This is a genomic window from Ruegeria aquimaris (assembly GCF_025751555.1).
In the GTDB taxonomy this organism is placed as follows: domain Bacteria; phylum Pseudomonadota; class Alphaproteobacteria; order Rhodobacterales; family Rhodobacteraceae; genus Ruegeria_B; species Ruegeria_B aquimaris.
The window spans coordinates 189,187-211,743 of the sequence record NZ_JAOWLB010000005.1 but is presented as its reverse complement, the minus strand read 5'-3'; the positions used below and the strand labels follow the sequence as shown (position 1 = coordinate 211,743).

The following is a 22,557-nucleotide window of genomic DNA, read 5'->3' as shown; positions in this document are numbered from 1 at the left end:
GTAAACCGCCTCCGTCCCGGCAAAACCGGGTGATTTTTTTCGGGCCAAAGATGTTGACTCGGGCATTTCATGTCCCTAGCTATGCGCCGTTAGCACTCAGCAAGAGAGAGTGCTAATGCCTCTGACACAGAGCAGGGGGAGGGAAACAAACTTTGAGCCTCAAGGAGCTGCAAAGATGGCATTGAAACCGCTTCATGACCGCGTGCTGGTTCGCCGTACCGAAAGCGAAGAGAAAACCGCAGGCGGCCTGATCATCCCCGATAGCGCCAAGGAAAAGCCCAGCGAAGGCGTGGTTGTCGCCTGTGGCGAAGGCGCCCGCAAGGATAGCGGCGAACTGATCGCGATGGCTGTAAAGGCCGGTGACCGCATCCTGTTCGGCAAATGGTCGGGCACCGAAGTCACGGTCGCAGGCGAAGAACTGCTGATGATGAAGGAAAGCGACATCATGGGGATCATCGAGTAAGCCGCGCGCTTCTCTGATCTCTGGTCGCAACATTCCAATCAAATTTCTCAAGGAGAACGAACATGGCTGCTAAGGACGTCAAGTTCAACACCGAAGCCCGCAACAAGATGCTCAAGGGCGTCAACATCCTGGCCGACGCGGTCAAGGTGACCCTGGGCCCCAAAGGCCGCAACGTGGTTCTGGACAAATCGTTCGGTGCCCCCCGCATCACCAAGGACGGTGTGTCGGTCGCCAAGGAAATCGAACTGGAAGACAAGTTCGAGAACATGGGCGCGCAGATGGTGAAAGAAGTCGCCAGCCGCACCAATGACGAGGCCGGCGACGGCACCACCACCGCCACCGTGCTGGCTCAGGCCATCGTGCGCGAAGGCATGAAATCGGTTGCCGCAGGCATGAACCCGATGGACCTGAAGCGCGGCATCGACCTGGCCACCGCCAAGGTTGTCGAGGCCATCAAGGCCGCCTCGCGCCCCGTCAACGACAGCGCCGAAGTGGCGCAGGTCGGCACCATCTCGGCCAACGGCGAATCCGAAATCGGCCGCCAGATCGCCGAAGCCATGCAGAAGGTCGGCAACGAGGGTGTCATCACCGTCGAAGAGAACAAAGGCCTGGAAACCGAGACCGACGTGGTCGAGGGCATGCAATTCGACCGTGGCTACCTGTCGCCCTATTTCGTCACCAACGCAGACAAGATGATCGCAGAGCTGGAAGACTGCATGATCCTGCTGCACGAAAAGAAACTGTCCTCGCTGCAGCCGATGGTTCCGCTGCTCGAGCAGGTGATCCAGTCGCAGAAGCCGCTCTTGATCATCGCCGAGGATGTCGAAGGCGAAGCGCTGGCCACCCTGGTGGTGAACAAGCTGCGCGGCGGTCTGAAGATCGCGGCAGTCAAGGCACCGGGCTTCGGCGATCGCCGCAAGGCCATGCTGCAGGACATCGCCATCCTGACCGGCGGTCAGGTGATCAGCGAAGACCTCGGCATGAAGCTCGAGTCCGTCACCATGGACATGCTGGGCACCGCCAAGAAAATCTCGATCACCAAGGACGAGACCACCATCGTTGATGGCGCAGGCGAAAAGGCCGAGATCGAAGCCCGCGTGGCCCAGATCCGCACCCAGATCGAAGAGACCACCAGCGACTACGACCGTGAAAAGCTGCAAGAGCGTGTTGCCAAACTGGCAGGCGGCGTTGCGGTGATCCGCGTCGGCGGCATGACCGAGGTCGAAGTGAAAGAGCGCAAGGACCGCGTCGATGACGCCCTGAACGCCACCCGCGCAGCCGTGCAGGAAGGTGTCGTTGTGGGCGGCGGTGTCGCTCTGGTTCAGGCGGGCAAGGTTCTGGCCGATCTGGAAGGCGCCAATGCCGATCAGACCGCCGGGATCAACATCGTGCGCAAGGCCGTCGAAGCGCCGCTGCGCCAGATCGCCGAGAACGCAGGCGTCGACGGCGCTGTTGTGGCTGGCAAGGTCCGCGAATCGTCGGATCTCAAGTTCGGCTTCAACGCTCAGACCGAAGAGTATGGCGACATGTTCAAGTTCGGCGTGATCGACCCGGCCAAGGTTGTCCGCACCGCGCTGGAAGACGCGGCCTCGGTTGCTGGCCTGCTGATCACCACCGAAGCAATGGTGGCCGACAAGCCGCAAAAAGACGCGCCTGCCGGCGGCATGCCCGACATGGGCGGCATGGGCGGCATGATGTAAGCACGTCCGGTCCAATCGGAAAGTAAGGGGTCGCTTTCGGGCGGCCCCTTTTTCATTTCCTGCAAGAGGGGAACAAAAGTGCACAAGAACCCGTGAATTCCGGGTGCCTGGCCTGTAACCGACGGGTGTTTCGTGCAAGAACGCGCAGCATCGGCACTCTTGGGCAAATCCAAACATGAACCAGCTCCCCCCCGCAGTATTCCCTGACATGGTCGATGCCTTGTTGCGCACGGCTTTCGATGCTGACGCAGAGGCTGAGCTTGTGCGCGAATTGCGGGCCGACCGGGATCTTGCGACCGAGATCGTCTATCAGGAATTCGGCCAGCTTCTGGGCTATGCCGCGTTGTCCTGGATGCGGGCGCCGGATGGTTGGCTGTGCCTGGCGCCTGTTGCCGTGTCGCCCGATCATCAGAACCGCGGCATCGGGTCCAAGGTTTTGCAACTGGCGATTGCCTGGGCGAAGGAGCGCGATCTCACCATCGTTGTTCTGGGGGATCGGGATTACTATGGCAAGCGCGGTTTTTCGTCCGAGCGGGCCGCCAATCTGACCGCCCCCTATCCGTCCGAGCATCTGTTGCTGGCTGGACCAGGCCAGAACGCACCGGCGTCGCGGCTGATCTACCCCTCCGCCTTCGGCGAGGCATGACAGCCGGTCTTCCATCGGGCCATCCATCGAAATCGTGATTTGGAATCGGTTGCTTTCCTGCACCGGTTTCGACCAAACAGGTGGCGTGGAAACGGGAGGCAGATCCCGGCCTAACGATCCAGGGGGGCCTCATGCAGGTGTTTTTGCTGACTACCCTGACGATGGTGGCCTTTGCGGCCAATTCCATCCTGAATCGCTTTGCCGTGGCCGGGAACCTGGCGGATCCCGGGGCGTTCGCGCTTGTGCGCTTGTTCGCGGGCGCCGCCATGCTGGTATGTCTGGTCCTCTGGCAACACAAGCCGCTGCCGCTTTACCATCGCCTGAGGATCGTGGGGGCAGGGTCCCTCTCACTTTACATGGTCGCGTTCTCGCTCGCCTATCTCAGCCTGGATGCGGGCCTGGGCGCGCTGATCCTGTTTGGCGTTGTGCAGATCACCATGTTCGGCTGGACCACGATTTCCGGCGCCCCGCCGACCGGGCGTCAGATCTTAGGGGCCCTTGTCGCCTTCGCCGGCCTGACCTGGATCCTGTGGCCGGCCGGTGACGTGCGCGTCGACCTGATCGGCGCGGGTCTCATGGCGCTTGCCGGTCTGGGATGGGCGGCATACACGCTTGCAGGGCGTCTTGAAACGGATGCGTTGTCGGCGACCAGCGCGAATTTTGTCATGGCCCTGCCGGTTTCGGCTGCAGCGATCCTGATGCTGGGCATATCTCTTGCCTTGACCTGGGAAGGAGCCGCCCTGGCCATGATCTCCGGCGCGGTGACGTCGGGGTTGGGCTATGCGCTCTGGTACCGTCTGGTGCCGCGCCTTGGATCCGCGCGCGCCGCAACGGTACAGCTTTCCGCTCCTGCCATCGCGGTGCTGGCAGGCGTGCTTCTGCTGGGAGAGGCTCTCCCGCTCCGGCTGCTTCTCGGAGGGGTGCTGCTGCTGGGCGGAATTGCGCTTTCCATCCGCCAAACGCCTCCGCGTTGAGGGTTTCGCACGCCGAAAAATCGCAGTATCTCCCGCCTATGCGTCTGGTTTTGCCCCTGTTCCTGCTGCTTCTGCCTGTGCCCCTCGCGGCGGATTGCGTCGTGATGCTGCATGGGCTGGCACGCACCGAGGCGTCGTTTACCCTGATGGACGAGCTGTTCGAGGCACGGGGGCTGCGCGTTGTGCGCCCGGGCTATCCATCGACAGACCTGCCGATCCCGGAATTGGCCCAAGACACATTGCCCGCGGCGGTGGCGCAATGTTCGGGCGAAACGATCCACATGGTGGCGCATTCGATGGGCGGCATCCTGATCCGTCAATGGCTGCTGACAAACCGCCCCGCCGGGCTTGGCCGCGTGGTGATGCTGGGACCGCCGAACCAGGGCAGCGAACTGGTTGATGAGCTGGGCGCCTGGGAGGTGTTCGGCCGTCTGAACGGTCCGGCCGGGCTGGCTCTGGGAACCGGACCCGACAGCGTGCCGCGCAATCTGCCGCCGGTGGATTTTGCGCTGGGTGTGATCGCCGGGGACAATTCGTTGAACCCGGTCTTTTCGTCGATCATTCCGGGGCCCGACGATGGCAAGGTGTCGGTCGCCTCGACCAAGGTCGCCGGCATGACCGACCATATCGTTCTGCCGGTCACGCATACATTCATGATGAACAACCCGCGCGTTATCGCCCAGACCCTCTTCTTTCTCGAAAACGGCCGTTTCGATCCTGAGCTGACCTGGATCGATTCCGTGTTCGGCGCATTCGACAAGGGGTGCCTGGGCGTAAACTGTGCGAATGGATCGGGGACCCGTGGCCGATGACCTCTGTTGAACTGACACTCACCGGCGCGCAGGTCCTGCTGCCGGATGGGCTGGAACAGACCGATCTGGGCCTGGCCGATGGCTGCATTGTGCCCTCGGCAACCGGTCGCAGGATCGACCTTGCGGGATATCTGGTGCTGCCGGGGATTGTCGACTTGCACGGCGACGGGTTCGAACGGCACATGGCGCCGCGCCGTGGCGCCATGAAAGAGATGGCCGAGGGCGTCGTCGCGGCCGAGGCCGAACTGGCGGCCAATGGCATAACCACGGCCGTCATGGCGCAGTTCTGGAGCTGGGAGGGCGGTTTGCGCAGCCCCGAGTTTGCGGCCGGAGTGTTCCGGGCAATCCGGCAGGTGCGCGAACAGCTGGTGACGGACCTGATCCCTCAGCTCCGGTTCGAGACCCATATGCTCGATGACTATGCGGCGCTGCCCGACCTGCTGGCGGAATGGCAGGTTCCTTATCTGGTGTTCAACGATCACCTGCCGCATGACCGCCTGGCCGAGGGGCGCAAACCGCCGCGGCTGGCCGGGCAGGCCCTGAAGGCGGGCCGCAGCCCGGAGGCGCATCTGGAGATGCTCATGGCGCTGCATGCCAATGGCGACCGGGTGCCTGCCGCGCTCGATGCGCTTTGCGCCGAATTGCAGGACAGGGGGCTGATCCTGGCCAGCCATGACGACCACGGCGCCGCCGATTGTGCCGCCTGGCAGGCGCGTGGCCTGCGCATCTCGGAGTTTCCCGAAAGCGCCGAAGCGGCTGAGGCCACGCGCATGGCGGGCGGGCATGTGATCCTCGGCTCGCCCAATGTGGTACGCGGTGGCTCGCACAAGGGTAATGCCAGCGCGGTGGAACTGATCGCCATGGGCTATTGCGATGCGCTGGCCTCGGACTATCACTACCCCAGCCCGCGCCGGGCGGCCTTGATGCTGGCCCGCAGCGGCGTTCTCGACCTGCCAGCGGCCTGGGGGCTGGTGAGCTCCGGCCCGGCGAAGATCCTTGGGCTGGCCGACCGGGGCGAACTGAGCCCAGGCAAACGCGCCGATCTGGTGATACTCGACGCGCAAAGCCACCGGGTCGCCGCCACGTTTGCAGGTGGTCGGGTCAGCTACATGTCCGGGGATGTGGCAACGCGCTTTCTGACCTGAACCCTTTCACTTTGCAGAAAAATACTCCCGCCGGAGGCATCGCGCGCAGCGCGACAGGGGCTGCGCCCCGCCTCAGGCCCAACGGGCCATCGGCGGGACGCGCGAAATCCGAGGCGGATTTCGCCACCTGTGTCAGCTCTTGCGCTGTATCCGATTGACATGGCCCATCTTGCGGCCGGGCTTCGCCTCGGCCTTGCCGTAGAGATGCAGGGCCAGATCGCGTTCGATCGCCAACTCGGGCACCCGATCCATGTCTGCGCCGATCAGGTTCTCCATGACAACATCCGCGTGGCGCTGTCCATCGCCCAGCGGCCAGCCTGCCACCGCTCGGACATGCTGTTCGAACTGGTCCACGGCGCAGCCGTTCTGGGTCCAGTGGCCCGAGTTATGCACCCGGGGCGCGATCTCGTTCACGATCAGCCCGGCAGGCGTCACGAACAGCTCCACCCCCATCACGCCCACATAGTCGAGCGCGTTCAGGATCCGCGCCGCCAGCAGCACCGCGTCGGTGCGCTGCGCCGCGCTCAGCCGCGCGGGCACGGTGGTGGTGTGCAGGATCCCGTCGCGATGCACGTTCTCGCCGGGATCGAAACAGGCGACCTGCCCATCCAGTCCACGCGCGGCGATCACCGAGACCTCGTGGCTGAACTCCACGAACCCTTCCAGAATCGCGGGCGCACCGGCCATGTCGGCCAGCGCTGCCGCAGCATCCCCGGGCGATTTCAGCCGCGCCTGCCCCTTGCCGTCATAGCCAAAGCGCCGGGTCTTGAGGATCGCGGGCGTGCCGATCTCACCAATCGCCACTTCAAGGCTTGCCGGATCGGTGACATCGGCGAAAGGCGCCGTCATCAGGCCCAGATCGCGCAGAAAGCTTTTCTCGGTTAGCCGGTCCTGACTGACCCGCAGCGCCTCGCGCCCGGGGCGGATGGGGCGGTGGGCCTCAAGGATATCGAGCGCCTCGGTCGGGATGTTCTCGAACTCATAGGTTATCACGTCAACCGAGGCGGCGAACTGTGCCAGTGCTTCGGCATCGTCATAGCTTGCGGTGCTCACCCGATCAGCCACCTGACCGGCGGGCGGATTGGCACCCGGCTCGTAGATATGGGTGACAAAGCCCAGCCGCGCGGCCGCGACCGACAGCATCCGGCCCAGCTGGCCGCCGCCCAGGATACCGATCCGCGCCCCCGGTTTCAGCGCCTCACTCATCGACGGGCTCCTCGGGGATCGAGGCCGAGAGCGCCGCGCGCCAGGCGTCCAGCCGTTCGGCCAGGTCCGCGTCCTGCAAGGCAAGGATACCTGCCGCCATCAGCCCCGCGTTGGCTGCCCCCGCCGCCCCGATCGCCATGGTCGCAACCGGATAGCCCTTGGGCATCTGCACGATGGAATAAAGCGAATCGACCCCCGACAGGGCGCGCGTCTGCACCGGCACGCCAATCACTGGCACCCGTGTCTTGGAGGCCATCATCCCCGGCAGATGCGCCGCCCCACCGGCACCGGCGATGATCACCTGCAACCCGCGCCCGGCAGCGGCGCGACCATAGTCCCACAGCCGGTCCGGGGTGCGATGCGCCGAGACGATCCGCGCCTCGTAAGCCACGCCCAGTTCATCCAGAATTTCTGCTGCCTGCTTCATGGTGGGCCAGTCCGACTGGCTGCCCATGATGATCCCTACCTTGACCCCGGCCATGCGCTCCGCTCGCTTTGAAAGGAGCGCGCACTATAGCCAAATCGCACCCGCTGGCAATGCGGCAAGCGGGTCAGGCGATGATATCGGGGGTCAGACGATCCTCGATCAGGGCGATCATGTCCTTCAGGCGCAATTTCTGCTTTTTCAGCCGCTTGATGGTCAGCTGATCCGCCGTGCCTTTTTCCTCCAGCGCGGCGATCGCCTCGTCCAGATCGCGGTGCTGGCGGCGAAACACTTCCAGTTCCACGCGCAACACGTCATCGGATTTCATCGAAAGATCGCTGGGTGCATTCATCGGGCGACTCGCAAGACGGGGCCAAGGGTAGCGGTAAGGATACGCATTCACACAGTTTTCGGCCAGACCTTGTGGTATCTGCGTTTTCTTCCCATATTCCAGACAGGCGGCTGCCGTGATCGGGGCCGTGCGTCAACGTCGCTTTTCAGGAAGGACGAAGGAAACGTGTCGAAACTTACTCTGAACTCCTACCCGCACATGCTGGGTTTCGAGCAACTCGAACGCTTGCTGGAACGGTCGGCCAAATCCGGAAACGAGGGTTACCCGCCGTATAATATCGAGCAGACGTCGGATCATTCCTATCGCATCACCCTGGCCGTCGCGGGATTTGCCGAAGAAGATCTGGTGATCACGGTCGAAGACCGGCAGTTGGTGATCCGGGGACGTCAGCGCGATGACAGCGAAGGGCGGATTTTCCTGCATCGTGGCATTGCCGCCCGGCAGTTCCAGCGCATGTTCGTGCTGGCTGACGGGGTCGAGGTGGGCGAGGCAGTGATGGAAAACGGTCTCTTGCATGTCGACCTGACCCGGGCTGTGCCGCAATCGGTGGTGCAGACGATCAATATCAGGAAAGGGTAAGAAATGCACACTCCCTATGATTTCAAGGATGACGGCGACCGGATCGTCTATGTCAAGGCGGTGGATGTCGCCGAACTGCCGGACGAGGTACGCCAGCAGGCCGGGGATCGCGACCACCTCTATGCGGTTCACAACGCGCAAGGAGAGCGACTGGCGCTGGTTGCCGACCGCAAGATGGCCTTTGTCCTGGCCCGTCAGAATGACCTTTCGCCGGTCACGGTGCACTGATCCCCGTACAGCCTGACGGTGCCCGGCGTTTCCCGCGTGACAACGGGATCAAAACCGCCGAAACATGCGGTCCTGTGACATGAACCAGGAACAGCACCATGGATTGGCACGATTTCGACTGGGTGGATGCCTTCTCGGCGCGGCCCTTTGGCGGCAACGGCTGCGCAGTTGTGCATGGCGGGGCGCATCTGTCGGTCGAGACCTGCATGGGATTTGTGCGCGAAACCTCTCTGGTGGAATGCACGTTTACCGGCCCGTCCGATGTGGCCGACGTGCGGGTGCGCTACTTCCTGGCCAGCCGCGAGATCCCCTTTGCCGGCCATCCGACCATTGCCACGGTCGCGGCCATGCGCGCGCGCGGGTTCATCGACAAGGATGAGCTGGTGCTGGAAACCGGGGCGGGGCTGGTGCCGATCCGCATCCGGGAGGACGAGATCGAAATGACCCAGATCGCGCCCCGGTTCGGGGCGCAGATCCCGGCGGATCTGGTGGCGCGCGTCATTGGTCTGCCCGCCGACGCTATCGTCTCGCCGCCGCAGATGGTCTCGACCGGCCTGCCGTTCTGCATCACCGTCTTGCGGGACCGCGCCGCGCTTGATGCGGCGGAGCTGAATGTCGACGCCTTGCGTGACCTGGCCGCCAGCCAGGGGTACGACGGGTCCGACATGCTTGAACCCTTCATGGTCACACTGTCCGGGGCGACCCCGGCGGGTGACACCTATGCCCGCCTGCTGATCGCGCCGCCCAGCCCGCCTGAGGATCCCTTTACCGGGTCGGCCACCGGGGCCATGGCCGCCTATCTTTGGAAACATGGCCTGATGGACAAGGAGACCTTCACCGCCGAGCAGGGGCACGGCATGGGGCGGCCGGGGCAGGCGCGCGTCACGCGCGTTGGTCCGGCAGAGGCGATGACAGGGGTAAAGGTCGCGGGTCAGGGCTTTGTCCTGATGCGCGGTCAGGTCCGCTTGCCCCAATGAAAGCGTCCCGCGATACCGCCATCGCCGTCCTGCCCTATGGCCAGCGTCTGGGCCCCGACCTGTCCTCTGTGCCGCTGGAGCGGCTGAGTTGGCCATTGGGGTGCCCGGCGCGCCTGTCGGGCGCGACCGTGGGCGATCTCGGGCCGGATGATCACCTGATCGTCTATCCCCGGACCGATACCCATTTCCGCCTGCAACGGGGCACCCAGGCGCAGATCTCGTTGATCATGGCCGAACCCGCGGTGATCCATGGCAAGCACTATGCGCTGTTGCGCCTGACCTGGCGGCGGTTCTTTCGGGTCCTGACCTTCAATCAGCAGGCGCTGGATCGCCTGCCAAATGCGCGGCTCTTGCCGTTTGGCACAACCTGGGTCCCCGAATGGCGCGACCTGAGCCCGTCCAAAACGAAAAACTGTTCCCTGATCGCCTCGGCCAAACGCGACAGCGAGGGCCACAAGCTACGCCATGCCGTGGTCGATTGGGCGCGTGAGACCGGGCAGGCGGTGGATGTGCTGGGGCGCGGCTATCAGCCCTTTGAAACCAAGGCCGACGGTCTCGCCCCCTACCGCTATTCCGTGGTGATCGAGAACGTGCGGGAAGAGAACTACTTTTCCGAAAAACTGCTCGACGCGGTGTTTTGCGAAACGGTGCCGATCTATTGGGGCTGCCCGAATATCGACGATTTCGTCGACCCTGCCGCGATGATCCTGTGCGAGACAGAGGAAGAGGTCCGCGCCGCCGTGCTTCAGACCGGTCCGGAAGATTACGCCGCGCGCCTGCCTGCCCTGCGTGCCCTGAAAGAACAGCTTGCGCCGTTTGCCGACCATGAATTGCGGGCGGCGCGGACAATACTTGACGAAATTGGCAGGTGACACGCGTCGTATCCCGCATGTCAGGTAAAAGGCCCGGGAGGTTCTCTCCCGGGCCTTTTGAATTCAGCCTGCGATCAGGCCCATACTTTCCAGCATCAGCAGAACCTGATGCGCGCAGTTGTCGACATCGACATTCTCGGTCTCGACGCGCAGTTCGGGGTTCTCCGGTACATCATAGGGGTCCGAAATACCGGTGAATTCCTTGATCTTGCCTTCGCGGGCCAGCTTGTAGAGCCCCTTGCGGTCGCGGCGTTCGCATTCCTCGATCGTGGTGGCCACATGCACTTCGCAGAAGGCGCCATAGGCTTCAACCATCTCGCGCACGGCGCGGCGGGTGGAGGCATAGGGCGCGATCGGGGCGCAGATCGCGATGCCACCGTTCTTGGTGATCTCGGATGCGACATAGCCGATGCGCTTGATGTTGATGTCGCGGTGTTCCTTCGAGAAGCCCAGCTCACTCGACAGATGCTTGCGCACCACGTCGCCGTCCAGCAACGTCACCGGGCGGCCGCCCATTTCCATCAGCTTGACCATCAGCGCGTTGGCGATGGTCGACTTGCCCGAGCCCGAGAAGCCGGTGAAGAACACGGTAAAGCCCTGTTTCGAGCGCGGCGGCGAGGTGCGGCGCAGTTCGGTCACCACCTCGGGGAACGAGAACCATTCCGGGATCTCCAGACCCTCGCGCAGGCGGCGGCGCAGTTCGGTGCCCGAGATGTCGAGCACGGTCGAGCCTTCGGGAACCTCGGAAACCGGGTAATACTGGGCCTTCTCCTGCACATAGACCATGTGCTTGAAGTCCACCATTTCCAGACCGATCTCGTCCTGATGCTTCTTGAACAGTTCCTGCGCGTCGTAGGGACCATAGAAATCCTGACCCTGGCTGTTCTTGCCGGGGCCGGCATGGTCGCGGCCGACGATGAAATGGGTGCAGCCGTGGTTGCGGCGGATCAGCCCGTGCCAGACCGCCTCGCGCGGGCCAGCCATGCGCATCGCCAGGTTCAACAGCGACATGGTGGTGGTGGCCGCCGGATACTTGTCCAGCACCGCCTCGTAACAGCGCACGCGGGTGAAATGGTCGACATCGCCCGGCTTGGTCATGCCCACGACCGGGTGGATCAGCAGGTTGGCCTGCGCTTCCTTCGCGGCGCGGAAGGTCAGTTCCTGATGCGCGCGGTGCAGCGGGTTGCGGGTCTGGAAGGCGACGATGCGGCGCCAGCCCAGCTTGCGGAAATAGGCGCGCAGCTCGTTCGGCGTGTCGCGGCGGGCGCGGAAATCGTAATGCACCGGCTGCTGGATGCCGGTGACCGGGCCACCCAGGTAAACCTTTCCGGCAGTGTGATGCAGGTAGTTTACGGCCGGATGCGCCAGATCGTCGGCGCCAAAGACCATCTCGGCCTCGCGCGCCTTGTTCGGCACCCATTTGTCGGTCACGGTCATGGTGGCAAGGATCACGCCTTCCTGATCGCGCAGCGCGATGTCCTGACCGATCTCGATCTTGTCGGCGAACTCTTCCTTGACGTCCAGGTTGATCGGCATCGGCCACAGCGTACCGTCGGTCAGACGCATGTTCTCGACAACACCGTCGTAATCGGCCTCGCTCAGGAACCCTTTGAGCGGATAAAACCCGCCATTCATCAGCAGTTCGAGATCGCAGATCTGACGCGGCGTCAGGTCGTGGCTTTGCAGATCGCCTGCTTCCAGCTTCAGTTTCTGTGCGGACTCGTAGGAAACATACAGCTCCGGAATGGGAGCGAGATTGCTCAACATGGTCATGGGAATACTCTGATACTTGAGATCGGTTTCATGGGCGGATTCGGGCCATGCAATAGACCCTGTTGCCTCTGAATGTCTAGGTCTCAGGGCGAACAAAGGGTAAATTGTGGTTTTTGGTCAAGAAACGGGAACAGGGTGCCGTTCTGACGCGCGGGATGCAAACTTTTTCGTGGTTTCGGGGCCGGAACCGAAATCAAGCAGAATTATGTTCCGTCGCGATCTGCGGCAAGGAGAGGCTCGCGGCATCCGGGACGGGCAGGGCAAGAACTGGTTCCGGTACCCCCCGTAGCGAGAATTCCTGCAAGTCGAGCATGGATGCATCGACCCCGGCCGCCTGCAACACGGCCTCCGAGATCAGCAACTCGACACCCAAGGCCTTGGTCTCGGCCTCCAGCCGACTGGCGGCGTTTACCGTATCGCCGATGATGGTGCGGGGGGCATGGCCGCCCGCACCGATCTCGCCCAGCACAAGATTGCCCAGATGCAGGCCCATGCCGATCCGCACCGGTGCGGCACCTTCGGCCGCAAGCGTCCGGTTGAACAGCTTCAGCGCCGCGCCGATGCTGCGCGCCGCCTCCAGCCCGGCCCGGGCCGAAGTCGCGGCGTCGCGCGCCTCGAACACGGCCAGGAACCCGTCGCCCAGGTATTTGTCCACGGTGCCGCCCGCCCCGGTAACCGACGGCACGATCGCGTCAAAGAACCGGTTCAGCAGGAACACCACATCATAGGGCAACTGCCCGGTGGTGCGCGCGGTAAACCCGCGCATGTCCAGAAACAGCACCGCAAGCTGCCCTTCCTGCCCCTGGCTGGCATGCGCCCGGTTCCGGCCACCTTCGGGCCGGAACACCCGAAAGACGGTGGCCGGGTCGGTGGGTCGGATCTGACAGGCAAGGCGCGTGTTCGGCGGCGCCTTGACCGCGCGCAGACTGGCCAGTTCCATTTCCGACGGCGGATGCAGCAGGTCCAGGCCTTCCTCGATCACCACCCGGCAGGTGGTGCAGCGCCCCTTGCCGCCGCACAGCGCCGTATGCGGGATGCCATGCAGGCGCGACATCTGAAGCAGGGTCAGGCCTCGCTCCGACACGATTTCCGGCCCGTCCACATAGCGGACCCGAACCGCGTTGCGCCGCCGCAGCAGCTTGCGCCCCGCATAGCTCGCCGCCGTCAGCGCCAAGAGCCCCCAGAACACCGCAAGGCCCAGATCCTTGACCTCGAACAAGGCTCCGAACGTGGCAAGATCGGGCCAGTTGTACGCCTCCATGTACCCGGGTCGCAAAGCATCATCGCTGAAGATGGCGAACATGCGCCGCCCCTCGGTCAGCAACCCGGCCAGCGCGAAGGCGGGCACCAGAACCGCCAACCCGATCATCCAGGGCAGCCAGGCCTTCCACCATGAAGTGAGACGCAGCCAGAAATGCAGCCCGATACAGCCATGGGTCCAGACCACCAGCAGCAAAGCGCTTTGCTGCCAGACCGAGATATTGGGCCACATCAGGATGATGAGATAGCTCATCTCGTCCTGCACGCCATAGACCTCGTGGGCATAGCGCGTGTGCACCACATGGGCGATCAGTTGCAGCGGGATGAGCAGGCCCAGCACAACCTGCACCGCCTCCGCCCGACCCATCCGCAGGGTCCGCCTGCGCGCCAGCGAGAGCAGCGCCAGACCGGCATGCACCAGCAGGGCGGTGTAGAGTATGACCGTGCCGGTCAGGCTGCGGGAAAAGACCTGCCGGGCATCCTGAAACTCCTCCATCCAGACGGGGTCTATCAGGCCGAGGCCAACATTGATGAAATGGAAAAAGGCGTAAGTGAACAGGATCAGCCCGCTTGCGATCCTGAGACGTGTCGCCAAACTGCCTCGCCAGATTGCGCTTGCCACCTAGTCCTCGCTTTGCGCTCATTTGTGCAAAGTCTGGGTGGTGGTCCAGCTTTGGTCAAGTCACAGCCGGGTCAGGTAGACGCAAACCAAGGGCTGGCGTCTCCGGACTGACAGACCAAAGGCGCGCGCAGATCGAACAGAACGATATGGGTCAGGTCCGGGCGCGAGCGCGAGGAATAGAGCAGACCCTGCGCGCCTTCCGCGCGCGCGGCGTCGGAGAATGCCCAGGTGGGTGAGGGGGCACCGGCTTCGTGGATATCCTGCCAGACAACCGAAACCTCGGGGCGGCCGCGCAAATCGGCCAGCCGGGCGCCGGTCACCAAAAGCGGCAGGATCACACGGGGCGGGTCCTGCGGACCCACATAGCGCCGGATCGCCACGCCCGCGCCCTCGGGCGTCAGCGAGGCATAAAGCGCCGATTGGCCGGAATGGTGAAAGCGCCCCTGGGGCGCACGGGCCGGGGCGGTGGGCGCCCCGGCCTGATCGGCGAACAGTATTCTCCAGACGGTGCCGGAGAAGGGGATCACCGGATCACTCCTGCTCCGCCAGGAACCGTTCCGCATCGAGCGCGGCCATGCAGCCCATGCCGGCGCTGGTCACCGCCTGGCGGTATTTGTGGTCGGTCAGGTCGCCGGCGGCAAAGATGCCGGGGATCGAGGTCTCGGTCGAGCCGGGTTTCACCGTCACATAACCGCCATTGTGCAGCTCCAGCACATCCTTGACCAATTCGTTGGCGGGCGCGTGGCCGATGGCCACGAATACGCCCTTGCAGGGGATGTCGGTGATCTCGCCGGTCTTGACGTTGCGCGCCTTGATCCCTTCGACGCCCAGCGGGCTGTCGGTGCCATAGACCTCGGCCAGTTCGTGGAACCAGAGCGGCACGATCTTTTCGTTCTTGAACAGGCGATCTTGCAGGATCTTTTCGGCGCGCAGCTCGTCGCGGCGGTGGATCAGCGTGACCTTGGAGGCGAAGTTGGTCAGGAACAAAGCCTCTTCGACCGCGGTGTTGCCGCCGCCGATCACCACGATCTCCTGTCCGCGGTAAAAGAAACCGTCACAGGTGGCGCAGGCGGAGACGCCAAATCCCTTGAATTTCTCCTCGCTCTCCATCCCCAGCCATTTGGCCCGCGCGCCGGTTGCGAGGATCACCGCGTCGGCGGTATAGGTGGTGCCGCTGTCGCCCTTGGCGACAAAGGGGCGCGCCGAGGTATCGAGCGAGGTGATGATATCGCCGATGATCTCACAGCCCATCGCCTTGGCATGGGCCTCCATCCGTACCATCAGGTCGGGGCCCTGCACCTCGGTATCGCCGGGCCAGTTCTCGACCTCGGTGGTGGTGGTCAACTGGCCACCCGGCTCGATCCCCTGCACCAGGATCGGTTGCAGCATGGCGCGGCTGGCATAGACGCCGGCGGTATATCCGGCAGGTCCGGACCCGATGATCAGAACCCTGGTGTGGCGTGTCTCGGCCATGATATCCCCATTCAATTGGCTTGGCGGCATCCCGCCTGTCGAGGATCGCATATAGCGGTCCGGGGCGCGGTCTTAAACCCCTTTGCACATGGTCGTGTCTCGCTTTGCCTTTGGCGGGATCGCCATTTTCCACGGCGATGCAAAAGCGCATGAAATCAGAAAATTGCCCAACCGGGAAATAATATTGCGCAGCCGCGGCCTGCTGCTATAAGAACTGCAAAAAACGGGAGTTGTTCATGGTCGCGCATCGACTGGACGAAATTGACCGCAAGATTTTGGCGGAACTACAGGCCGATGGACGGATGACCAACGTCGAGCTGGCGAAACGGGTGGGAATCTCGGCGCCACCCTGCTTGCGGCGGGTGCGCGCGCTCGAAGAACAGGGGTTGATCCGTGGCTATCACGCCGAGGTGAACGCGCGCGAACTGGGGTTCGAGGTGCAGGTCTTCGCCATGGTCGGGCTGGAAAGCCAGGCCGAGGTCGAGCTCAACGCCTTTGAAGAGAGATGCCGCAACTGGCCGCTGGTTCGCGAATGCCACATGTTGAACGGCGAGGTGGACTTCATGCTCAAATGCGTGGCGCCCGACCTCAGCAGCTTCCAGAGCTTTCTGACCGGTCAGCTTCTGTCGACCCCGAATGTCGCCAGCGTCAAGACCTCGCTGGTCATTCGTGGCGCGAAGGACGAGCCGGGCGTTCCCTTCGACGTGCTTGAGGCGCGGTTGAGCCGTTTGGCATAGCGACCGGAGTCTGGCCCTGTCGCCCGGCAATGGGCGGCAGAGCCAGGGCGGCGATCGTACAAAGCAACCAGTTAATCAACAGACCCATTTTTCCCTCTCACGCCGAGATTGCGTCGATCTCACCATCGCCCGCGCGCGGAAACGCTTGCGGACCAAAATCGGTCAGCTGGTCGATATGGTGAAACAGGTTCAGATAGAGCGACCGGATGGCGTGGCTCAGAACGCGAACCGCCTGCACGCCGGGGTGATAGGTCTCGAACTGCAACCCATCGACCCGGATCACCCCATGGCGGCGCAGGCAGATGTGAAACACTTCGACCGGTGTCGGCGGCGCGGTTTCGATGATCCCCATGCCATCCACAAAATGCTGGATCGGGGTCAGCATCGGCTGATCACCGGCCAGGGCGCGCAGATGCCCGGGTGTTGCCAGCAACCGGGCCGAAGGGCCCGCGACGACACCCGACAAGGGACGCTGCATCCCAAGCGCATCCGCCATGATTCGGGTCAGCTTGTATTCGCGGCCGGTCGCCGAAACGCGGCCCGGCACGATCACGGTAGAGCCTTTCCACAGCACCTCCTGCGCCGACCCGTCCTGAATGATCACCCGGTCGCCGGGCAACAGGTCCTCGATCGCCATCGGGCCGCAATCGGTATCGACCAGCGAACCGCGCGAAAAGGCGCAAAAGGCGTCCTCGAACAAGGGCAGGGCAGGGGCGATATGGCGGGTCTGAACGACGTTCCCCTTGCCCAGAAGCGTGCTCACCTCGTAGCGGCGCATCTGGGGGCGCTGCGGCGCACGGAGCGCAGCCGGATCCTGCAACAGCGGACTGGTATGCAAAGCATTGCGTGCGGCGCGCGCAAGCGAGTGGGGGATCGTCATGGCTATTCGGCCCTTTCCATTTCGGGTCGCATCTGCATCGGCCCCCACCGACGACGTCAGACGGACGTGTTGTCCTCATCTGATCGGCTGAAACATGCCTTGCTACGGTTCAAATTGTCAAAAAAACCGTCAGAAAAGGCGCGTTCCGGTGGCCAATAAGTGATTCCCTGCAAAACTGTTTCCAACTGGACGTGTTATCGCCCGAACTCATTACCTTTGCCCCAGACCCGCCCCGCCACGTGTGGCGAGGCGGGCTCTTGTGCCGGGCCGGTCAGGGGCAGCGTCCGGTCCCGGGTCCTCGGAGGGGCAAGCAGCGGCCCTCCAGGGGTGTCTCATGCTCAGGCCGAACGGACCTGGGGCAATGTTTCAATGGCTTTCCGACGCGCGATCATCGCCGCGCGGCGCGCGCCACGCGACCAGGGCATCTGGACTTCGGTCTTGGCCGCGGTTGCGATCACGGATTTGACGAAGCGTGTTTTGGCCATCTGAATTCTCCTGCCTGGTGCCGCTGGCGCGGTTTCGAACTTGCTTCACAGTAAATTGACAGAGGTTTGAGGCAGGTCTGGGGCCGTTCCTTGAAAATTAGGCGACAAGGAGATGCCGGGGAAAAGTTGTGCGATCGGGTGATGTTTTGATTTCCTGCCCTGAAAAACAAGGTGAAATCCCGCCGGGGAAATTCCAGCCACCGTCCGCCACCGCGTCAAAGCGGGGCAACAATGTGGCAGTGGCGCGCGCACACCGCGCTTGCCGATGCCTCAGAGACGGATGACCGAGATCAGGCGGCCATAGTCGGCCTCACCGGCATGGGTCGCGCGCCGGTAGGAATAGAAGCGATCGGCGTCCGAATAGGTGCAATGGCGGGTCCACTCCGCCTCTCCGATACCGGCGTTGCGCAACCGCGACAGCCCATAGGCAGGCAGGTCGAACATCATCCTGTCGCCGGAACCATTGGCAAAGAACCTCGCGTTTTCAGCGTCTTCGTCAAAGAAGGTCTCGAAGAACTCCGGTCCTACCTCATAGGCCTGCTGCGAGATCGACGGGCCGATGACAGCCACCACGTTCTCCCGCGCGGCGCCCAGATCCTCCATCGCGTCCAGCGTGGCCTCCAGCACGCCGTCCAGCGTCCCGCGCCAGCCGGCATGGGCGGCGCCGATGACGCCCGCGTCGCGATCCGCAAACAGCACCGGCTGGCAATCTGCCGTCAGAACCGACAGCGCCAGACCGGGCACATTGGTGACCATCGCGTCGGCGCGCGGCTTGTCTTGCAACGGTTCGCTGATCCTCACCACCGTGTTCGAATGCACCTGGTGCACCGCTTGCAGGGGGGTGCCGTTCAAACCCATCGCATCCGCGACCCGCGCCCGGTTCAGGGCAACGACATCGGTCTGATCCGACGAGCCGGTGCCGCAATTCAGCCCCGAGAACACACCCGACGAGGCGCCCCCCCGGCGGGTGAAGAAGCCGTGGCGCACAAAGGACAGGCTGTCAGCGGTCAGTATCTCGAGCGTCATCTTTCCAGTCCCGGAGGCGGATTGGCCGAGCTGGGAAACAGTCCCAGCACCTTGAACAAGTTTCCCATTTCATCGGGGTGCGTCAACCTGCGATGTGCGGAAACCAGCAGGTCGCGCTCCGGTCCCGTCAGGCGGTCCGCCAGGTGTTGCGCACGCGGCGTGATCCCCAGCCGTTCCAGGAACACGCCCTGCGGGGTCAGCCTTGAATGGGCGCATCCGCCACCCCGGGCGGCCAGCGCCAGCGCCTCGAAATCGACATGCGCGGTCAGGTCGGCCTGACCGGGCTCGGCAAAGGGATCGGCGGCTTGGTGGTTTTGCAACGCCTGAAACGTATCCCCCAGCGACCGCCAGTCGCCATAGTCGACGATCAGCGCGGCGCCCCCCCGTGCCGCGATCCGTTCGGCAATCCTTGCCACGATGACCGGGGCCGATGGGCAAAGCTCCACCAGATCGCCATCGCGGGTGTCTTCTTGCCGCTCGCGCAGCCCGGGCTGCGCCACCGCCGCACCCAGGCCCAGGCAGAGCATTTGCCCACGCGCGCCCACCAGACGTTCGCGCCACTGCGCGCCCTCCCGCACAAACTGGCGAATCGGCAGGGCATCGAAAAACTCGTTGGCGATCAAGAACAGCGGCAGCTGCGGCAGCGACTGCATGTCATCCCGCCATACCGGCGCAAACCGGGCCAGCAGCTTGGCCTGCTCGGCGCGCAGAACGGGCGAGGCCTCGACCAGGTGGACACGCGCAGCTTCGTGAAATCCCGGCACTGCGCGCGTCGCGCGCAGGGCGTCGGCCATCAGCGTGCCCCGGCCCGGTCCCAGCTCGGCCAGCACGAACGGGGCCGGGCTGCCCTGATCCATCCAGGCCTGCGCCAGCGCCAGTCCCATCAGCTCCCCGAACATCTGGCTGATTTCCGGCGCGGTGGTGAAATCGCCGCTCCGGCCCAGCGGGTCGCGCGTCGCATAATAGCCATGAACAGGGTGCAGCAGGCATTCCGACATGTAATCGGCCAGGCTCATCGGCCCCTGCGTGGCGATACGTTCCAGCAGCAGCGCGCGCAGGCTCATGCCGCCCCCCGCCGCGCCCGCAGGATCAGCCACAGGCCCAATGCGATCATCGGCAGCGACAGGGCCTGACCCATGGTCAGACCATAGCCGTTGATCTGCCAGGCCAGCCCCAGCGGATTGCCGAGGCTGACGAATTGCGCATCCGGTTGGCGAAAGAACTCGACGATGAACCGCGCCAGCCCGTATCCCGCCAGAAAGACGCCGGTCACCACGCCCGACCGTTTCAGCGCCCCGCGCCGCCACACCAGCCACAGAACCAGGGCGCCCAGTAAAACGCCCTCCAGCGCCGCCTCGTAAAGCTGCGAGGGATGGCGCGCGCAGAGCCCTGCAACATCGGGACATTCCTGTGCCGCCGCACCGGGAAAGATCACCGCCCAGGGCAGGTCCGACGGGCGCCCCCAAAGCTCGGCGTTGATGAAATTCGCAAGCCGCCCCAAAAGCAGCCCCGGCGGCACCGTATGCGCCACCAGATCGGCCATCTGAAGCCGCCCGATGCCGTGCTTTGCGGCATAGATCCAGGCCGCCGCAACCACGCCCAGCAGACCGCCGTGAAAGGCCATGCCGCCCTGCCACACCATCAGGATTTCCGCCGGGTTGGCCAGGTAATAGGCCGGCTGATAGAACAGCACGAACCCCAGCCGCCCGCCCAGGATCACACCCAGGATGATCCAGGTCAGCAGGTCCTCGACCTGTTGCGCGCTCATCGGCGCGGTATCGCCCGGCCAGAGCCGCGGACGCCGGACGGCGGCCACCGCCAGCCGCCAGGCGATCAGGATCCCGGCGATATAGGCCAGCGCATACCAGCGCAGCGCAAATTCCATCCCGAAGACGGAGATCGAGAAAAGCTCGGGGGAGATGTCGGGGAAATTCAGTACTGCCTGCATATGCGCCTCAATGCCCTTGGCCTGCGGCACAAGTCAACCTTGAGCCTGGCTCGATTGTTGCCCATATAGAGGCCAACTTCGACACGGAGAAGACCGATGCAGACCCGCAACAAGTTTCTGGACGATATCTCGCAACTGATGACCAACGCGATGGGCGTGGCCCAGGGCGCGCGGGACGAGGCCGAAACGGCGATGAAATCGCTGATGGACCGCTGGCTGGCCGACCGCGATTTCGTCACCCGAGAAGAATTCGACGCCGTGCGCGCCATGGCCCAGAAGGCGCGTGAAGAGAACGAGGCGCTGGCCGCCCGAATTGCCGCGCTCGAGGCAAAACAGGGCAAGTGACCCGCCAAAAGGCGATTGTCGATCACGTCATGTTTCCATGATGTGAATCCGCTTGCTGCGGCGCCGCATTTCAGGCTTGGTGAAAGATCACCAGCCTGTCCAAGGACCACCTCTGTGCATCTCTGCCGCGTACCGGGCGCGCTCCGGTCGTCCGGTTCCAAAGTTCAAGCCCGGCGGCCCCGGTCATGAGCTTCGTCATCTTCGTGAATGGGCTGGTGCTGTCGGTTTTCGCCGTGCTGATGGGGATCGACGCGCTGTTGTTTCCCCAAACCGGGCCCGCATTCGGCTCTGCCGCGCTGCTGACCGGGGCTTTGGGGATCGCGCTCAGCATTTCTGCCTCCTCTGGGCTTTCGGGCGTTCACCGCCTGCACGGTTTCGTGTTGACCTCTTCAGTTTGGCTGACTGCCGCCATCGCAGGGGCCGTGCCGCTCTACCTCTGGGCAATGACCCCGGTGGACGCGATGTTCGAGGCGATGTCCGGCATCACCACCACCGGATCCACCGTGATGGTCGGGCTGGACACAACGCCCAAAGGGGTGATCCTCTGGCGCGCCGTGCTTCAGGCGGTGGGCGGCGTCGGTTTCATCGTCACCGGTATCGCGCTTCTGCCGATGCTGCGGGTCGGCGGCATGCAGCTTTTCCGCACCGAAAGCTCGGACAAGGGCGAAAAGGAAATGCGCAGCGCCGCCATGTTCGCCTCGGCGACGCTAAAGATCTATCTGGCGCTGATCGCCATCTGCGCGCTGACCTACCTTGTTGGCGGGATGACCCTCTTCGACGCGGTGACCCATGCCATGACGACCCTGTCGACTGGCGGTTACTCCGGCTACGACGCCTCGTTCGGCCATTTCAAAAGCCCGTTCCTGCAATGGTCGGCGACGCTGTTCATGCTGTTCGGGTGCCTGCCCTTCGCCTGGTATATCCGGGTTCTGCGCCGTGGGCTTTACCGCAGCGAGCAGGTCAGCGCGATGCTGACCAGCCTGGCGATGGTGATCGGGGTACTGACCCTGTGGCTGATGGTGACCCGTCACATGAGCCTCGAACCGGCCTTGCGCCTCGTCGCCTTCAACGTGGTCTCGGTGGTCAGCACCACGGGATACGCGACCACCGATTACACGCTCTGGGGCAGTTTCGCGGTTGCCGCCTTCTTTGTGCTGACGGCGGTGGGCGGCTGCACCGGCTCCACCGCCGGTGGCACCAAGGCGATGCGCTGGCTGCTCCTGGGCCGGGCCATCGCGGTACAGCTCAAGCGGGTACAGACGCCGAACCTGGTGATCTCGGTCCGGTACGAGGGGCGGCCCGTCCCCGAAGATGTCCTGAGCGGCGTGGTTGCCTTCTTTGTTCTGTTTGCCGCGACCTTTGCGATCACCACCTTTGTCCTTGGCCTGATGGGGCTCGACCTGCTGACCGCGACCAGCGGCGCGCTGACGGCGCTGGCCAATGTCGGCCCCGGCGTCGGCGCTCATATCGGGCCTGCCGGTAACTTCGCCATGCTGAGCGATCCGGTCAAACTGGTTCTGGCCTTTGCCATGTACCTCGGACGCTTGGAAATGATGACCTTCCTGGTGCTTCTGCTCCCGGTTTTCTGGCGCGAACTGGTCCATTGACCTGAATTCGCACCTGCCGTTAT

At 63.8% G+C, this 22,557-nt stretch carries 25 protein-coding genes; 13 read left to right on the top strand and 12 right to left on the bottom strand.

Features of this window, described 5'->3' with window-relative positions; genetic code table 11:
- The first annotated feature begins 175 nt into the window (after positions 1 to 175).
- The 6 genes from OE747_RS09995 to OE747_RS09970 all read left to right on the top strand — a co-directional run bounded on the left by OE747_RS09995 (position 176) and on the right by OE747_RS09970 (position 5,740).
- Entirely contained in the window at positions 176 to 463 is a 288-nt protein-coding gene (locus OE747_RS09995; RefSeq protein ID WP_234170301.1) for a co-chaperone GroES, read from the top strand.
- Positions 464 to 525: 62 nt separating this feature from the next.
- A complete protein-coding gene (gene groL, locus OE747_RS09990) occupies positions 526 to 2,163 on the top strand; it encodes a chaperonin GroEL (protein ID WP_263828462.1) in 1,638 nt (545 codons plus the stop codon).
- Positions 2,164 to 2,371: 208 nt separating this feature from the next.
- Positions 2,372 to 2,809 carry a GNAT family N-acetyltransferase gene (locus tag OE747_RS09985; protein ID WP_263828461.1) on the top strand — a complete coding sequence of 146 codons (438 nt, stop codon included), beginning with the start codon at positions 2,372 to 2,374 and terminating at the stop codon, positions 2,807 to 2,809.
- Between the two features lie 131 nt (positions 2,810 to 2,940).
- Positions 2,941 to 3,783 (top strand): DMT family transporter, encoded by an 843-nt coding sequence (locus OE747_RS09980; protein ID WP_263828460.1) that lies wholly within the window; start codon positions 2,941 to 2,943, stop codon positions 3,781 to 3,783.
- 38 nt (positions 3,784 to 3,821) lie between these two features.
- On the top strand, positions 3,822 to 4,595 hold the full coding sequence (locus tag OE747_RS09975; RefSeq protein WP_263828459.1) for an alpha/beta fold hydrolase: 774 nt from the start codon (positions 3,822 to 3,824) through the stop codon (positions 4,593 to 4,595).
- Positions 4,592 to 5,740, top strand: a complete 1,149-nt coding sequence (locus OE747_RS09970) for an alpha-D-ribose 1-methylphosphonate 5-triphosphate diphosphatase (RefSeq protein WP_263828458.1) — start codon at positions 4,592 to 4,594, stop codon at positions 5,738 to 5,740. The genes OE747_RS09975 and OE747_RS09970 overlap by 4 nt, the downstream gene beginning before the upstream one ends.
- Before the next feature lie 132 nt (positions 5,741 to 5,872).
- On the opposite strand, the gene OE747_RS09965 is transcribed toward OE747_RS09970, so the two are convergent.
- The 3 genes from OE747_RS09965 to OE747_RS09955 all read right to left on the bottom strand — a co-directional run bounded on the left by OE747_RS09965 (position 5,873) and on the right by OE747_RS09955 (position 7,722).
- Positions 5,873 to 6,946, bottom strand: a complete 1,074-nt coding sequence (locus tag OE747_RS09965) for a 5-(carboxyamino)imidazole ribonucleotide synthase (RefSeq protein ID WP_263828457.1) — start codon at positions 6,944 to 6,946, stop codon at positions 5,873 to 5,875.
- The gene (purE, locus tag OE747_RS09960) at positions 6,939 to 7,427 is read right to left on the bottom strand and encodes a 5-(carboxyamino)imidazole ribonucleotide mutase (RefSeq protein ID WP_164133000.1); all 489 of its coding nucleotides are present in this window, start codon (positions 7,425 to 7,427) and stop codon (positions 6,939 to 6,941) included. Before purE ends, OE747_RS09965 begins: the two co-directional genes overlap by 8 nt.
- 70 nt (positions 7,428 to 7,497) lie before the next feature.
- Positions 7,498 to 7,722, bottom strand: a complete 225-nt coding sequence (locus tag OE747_RS09955; RefSeq protein WP_263828456.1) for a YdcH family protein — start codon at positions 7,720 to 7,722, stop codon at positions 7,498 to 7,500.
- 165 nt (positions 7,723 to 7,887) lie between these two features.
- Here OE747_RS09955 and OE747_RS09950 point away from each other — a divergent pair, with 165 nt between their 5' ends.
- From OE747_RS09950 to OE747_RS09935, 4 genes are all read left to right on the top strand, one after another.
- The gene (locus tag OE747_RS09950) at positions 7,888 to 8,301 is read left to right on the top strand and encodes an Hsp20 family protein (protein WP_263828455.1); all 414 of its coding nucleotides are present in this window, start codon (positions 7,888 to 7,890) and stop codon (positions 8,299 to 8,301) included.
- Between the two features lie 3 nt (positions 8,302 to 8,304).
- A complete protein-coding gene (locus OE747_RS09945; protein WP_263828454.1) occupies positions 8,305 to 8,529 on the top strand; it encodes a DUF1150 domain-containing protein in 225 nt (74 codons plus the stop codon).
- A 98-nt stretch (positions 8,530 to 8,627) separates the two neighbouring features.
- A complete protein-coding gene (locus OE747_RS09940; protein WP_263828453.1) occupies positions 8,628 to 9,506 on the top strand; it encodes a PhzF family phenazine biosynthesis protein in 879 nt (292 codons plus the stop codon).
- Positions 9,503 to 10,378 (top strand): glycosyltransferase family 10, encoded by an 876-nt coding sequence (locus OE747_RS09935; RefSeq protein WP_263828452.1) that lies wholly within the window; start codon positions 9,503 to 9,505, stop codon positions 10,376 to 10,378. Before OE747_RS09940 ends, OE747_RS09935 begins: the two co-directional genes overlap by 4 nt.
- Before the next feature lie 63 nt (positions 10,379 to 10,441).
- On the opposite strand, the gene OE747_RS09930 is transcribed toward OE747_RS09935, so the two are convergent.
- The 4 genes from OE747_RS09930 to trxB form a co-directional block, all read right to left on the bottom strand.
- Positions 10,442 to 12,151, bottom strand: a complete 1,710-nt coding sequence (locus OE747_RS09930) for a bifunctional sulfate adenylyltransferase/adenylylsulfate kinase (RefSeq protein WP_263828451.1) — start codon at positions 12,149 to 12,151, stop codon at positions 10,442 to 10,444.
- A 193-nt stretch (positions 12,152 to 12,344) separates the two neighbouring features.
- Positions 12,345 to 14,033, bottom strand: a complete 1,689-nt coding sequence (locus OE747_RS09925; protein WP_263828450.1) for an adenylate/guanylate cyclase domain-containing protein — start codon at positions 14,031 to 14,033, stop codon at positions 12,345 to 12,347.
- Between the two features lie 71 nt (positions 14,034 to 14,104).
- Positions 14,105 to 14,560, bottom strand: coding sequence for an RES family NAD+ phosphorylase (locus tag OE747_RS09920; RefSeq protein ID WP_263828449.1), 456 nt, complete (start codon positions 14,558 to 14,560; stop codon positions 14,105 to 14,107).
- A 4-nt stretch (positions 14,561 to 14,564) separates the two neighbouring features.
- A complete protein-coding gene (gene trxB / locus OE747_RS09915; RefSeq protein ID WP_263828448.1) occupies positions 14,565 to 15,506 on the bottom strand; it encodes a thioredoxin-disulfide reductase in 942 nt (313 codons plus the stop codon).
- Positions 15,507 to 15,742: 236 nt separating this feature from the next.
- Here trxB and OE747_RS09910 point away from each other — a divergent pair, with 236 nt between their 5' ends.
- Entirely contained in the window at positions 15,743 to 16,243 is a 501-nt protein-coding gene (locus tag OE747_RS09910; protein ID WP_263828447.1) for an Lrp/AsnC family transcriptional regulator, read from the top strand.
- Between the two features lie 97 nt (positions 16,244 to 16,340).
- On the opposite strand, the gene OE747_RS09905 is transcribed toward OE747_RS09910, so the two are convergent.
- The 5 genes from OE747_RS09905 to lgt form a co-directional block, all read right to left on the bottom strand.
- Positions 16,341 to 17,123, bottom strand: a complete 783-nt coding sequence (locus tag OE747_RS09905) for a Hint domain-containing protein (protein ID WP_263828446.1) — start codon at positions 17,121 to 17,123, stop codon at positions 16,341 to 16,343.
- Between the two features lie 338 nt (positions 17,124 to 17,461).
- Positions 17,462 to 17,608: a hypothetical protein gene (locus tag OE747_RS09900; RefSeq protein WP_263828445.1), complete on the bottom strand. Its 147-nt coding sequence runs from the start codon at positions 17,606 to 17,608 to the stop codon at positions 17,462 to 17,464.
- A gap of 270 nt (positions 17,609 to 17,878) precedes the next feature.
- Complete coding sequence (gene pgeF / locus OE747_RS09895; protein ID WP_263828444.1) at positions 17,879 to 18,634, bottom strand: peptidoglycan editing factor PgeF; 756 nt, start codon at positions 18,632 to 18,634, stop codon at positions 17,879 to 17,881.
- A complete protein-coding gene (locus tag OE747_RS09890; RefSeq protein WP_263828443.1) occupies positions 18,631 to 19,698 on the bottom strand; it encodes a class I SAM-dependent methyltransferase in 1,068 nt (355 codons plus the stop codon). The genes pgeF and OE747_RS09890 overlap by 4 nt, the downstream gene beginning before the upstream one ends.
- Positions 19,695 to 20,582 (bottom strand): prolipoprotein diacylglyceryl transferase, encoded by an 888-nt coding sequence (gene lgt / locus OE747_RS09885; RefSeq protein ID WP_263828442.1) that lies wholly within the window; start codon positions 20,580 to 20,582, stop codon positions 19,695 to 19,697. The genes OE747_RS09890 and lgt overlap by 4 nt, the downstream gene beginning before the upstream one ends.
- 96 nt (positions 20,583 to 20,678) lie before the next feature.
- Here lgt and OE747_RS09880 point away from each other — a divergent pair, with 96 nt between their 5' ends.
- Both OE747_RS09880 and OE747_RS09875 read left to right on the top strand, forming a co-directional pair.
- The gene (locus tag OE747_RS09880) at positions 20,679 to 20,927 is read left to right on the top strand and encodes an accessory factor UbiK family protein (protein ID WP_263828441.1); all 249 of its coding nucleotides are present in this window, start codon (positions 20,679 to 20,681) and stop codon (positions 20,925 to 20,927) included.
- Positions 20,928 to 21,112: 185 nt separating this feature from the next.
- Complete coding sequence (locus tag OE747_RS09875; protein ID WP_263828440.1) at positions 21,113 to 22,534, top strand: TrkH family potassium uptake protein; 1,422 nt, start codon at positions 21,113 to 21,115, stop codon at positions 22,532 to 22,534.
- Positions 22,535 to 22,557: the final 23 nt, after the last annotated feature.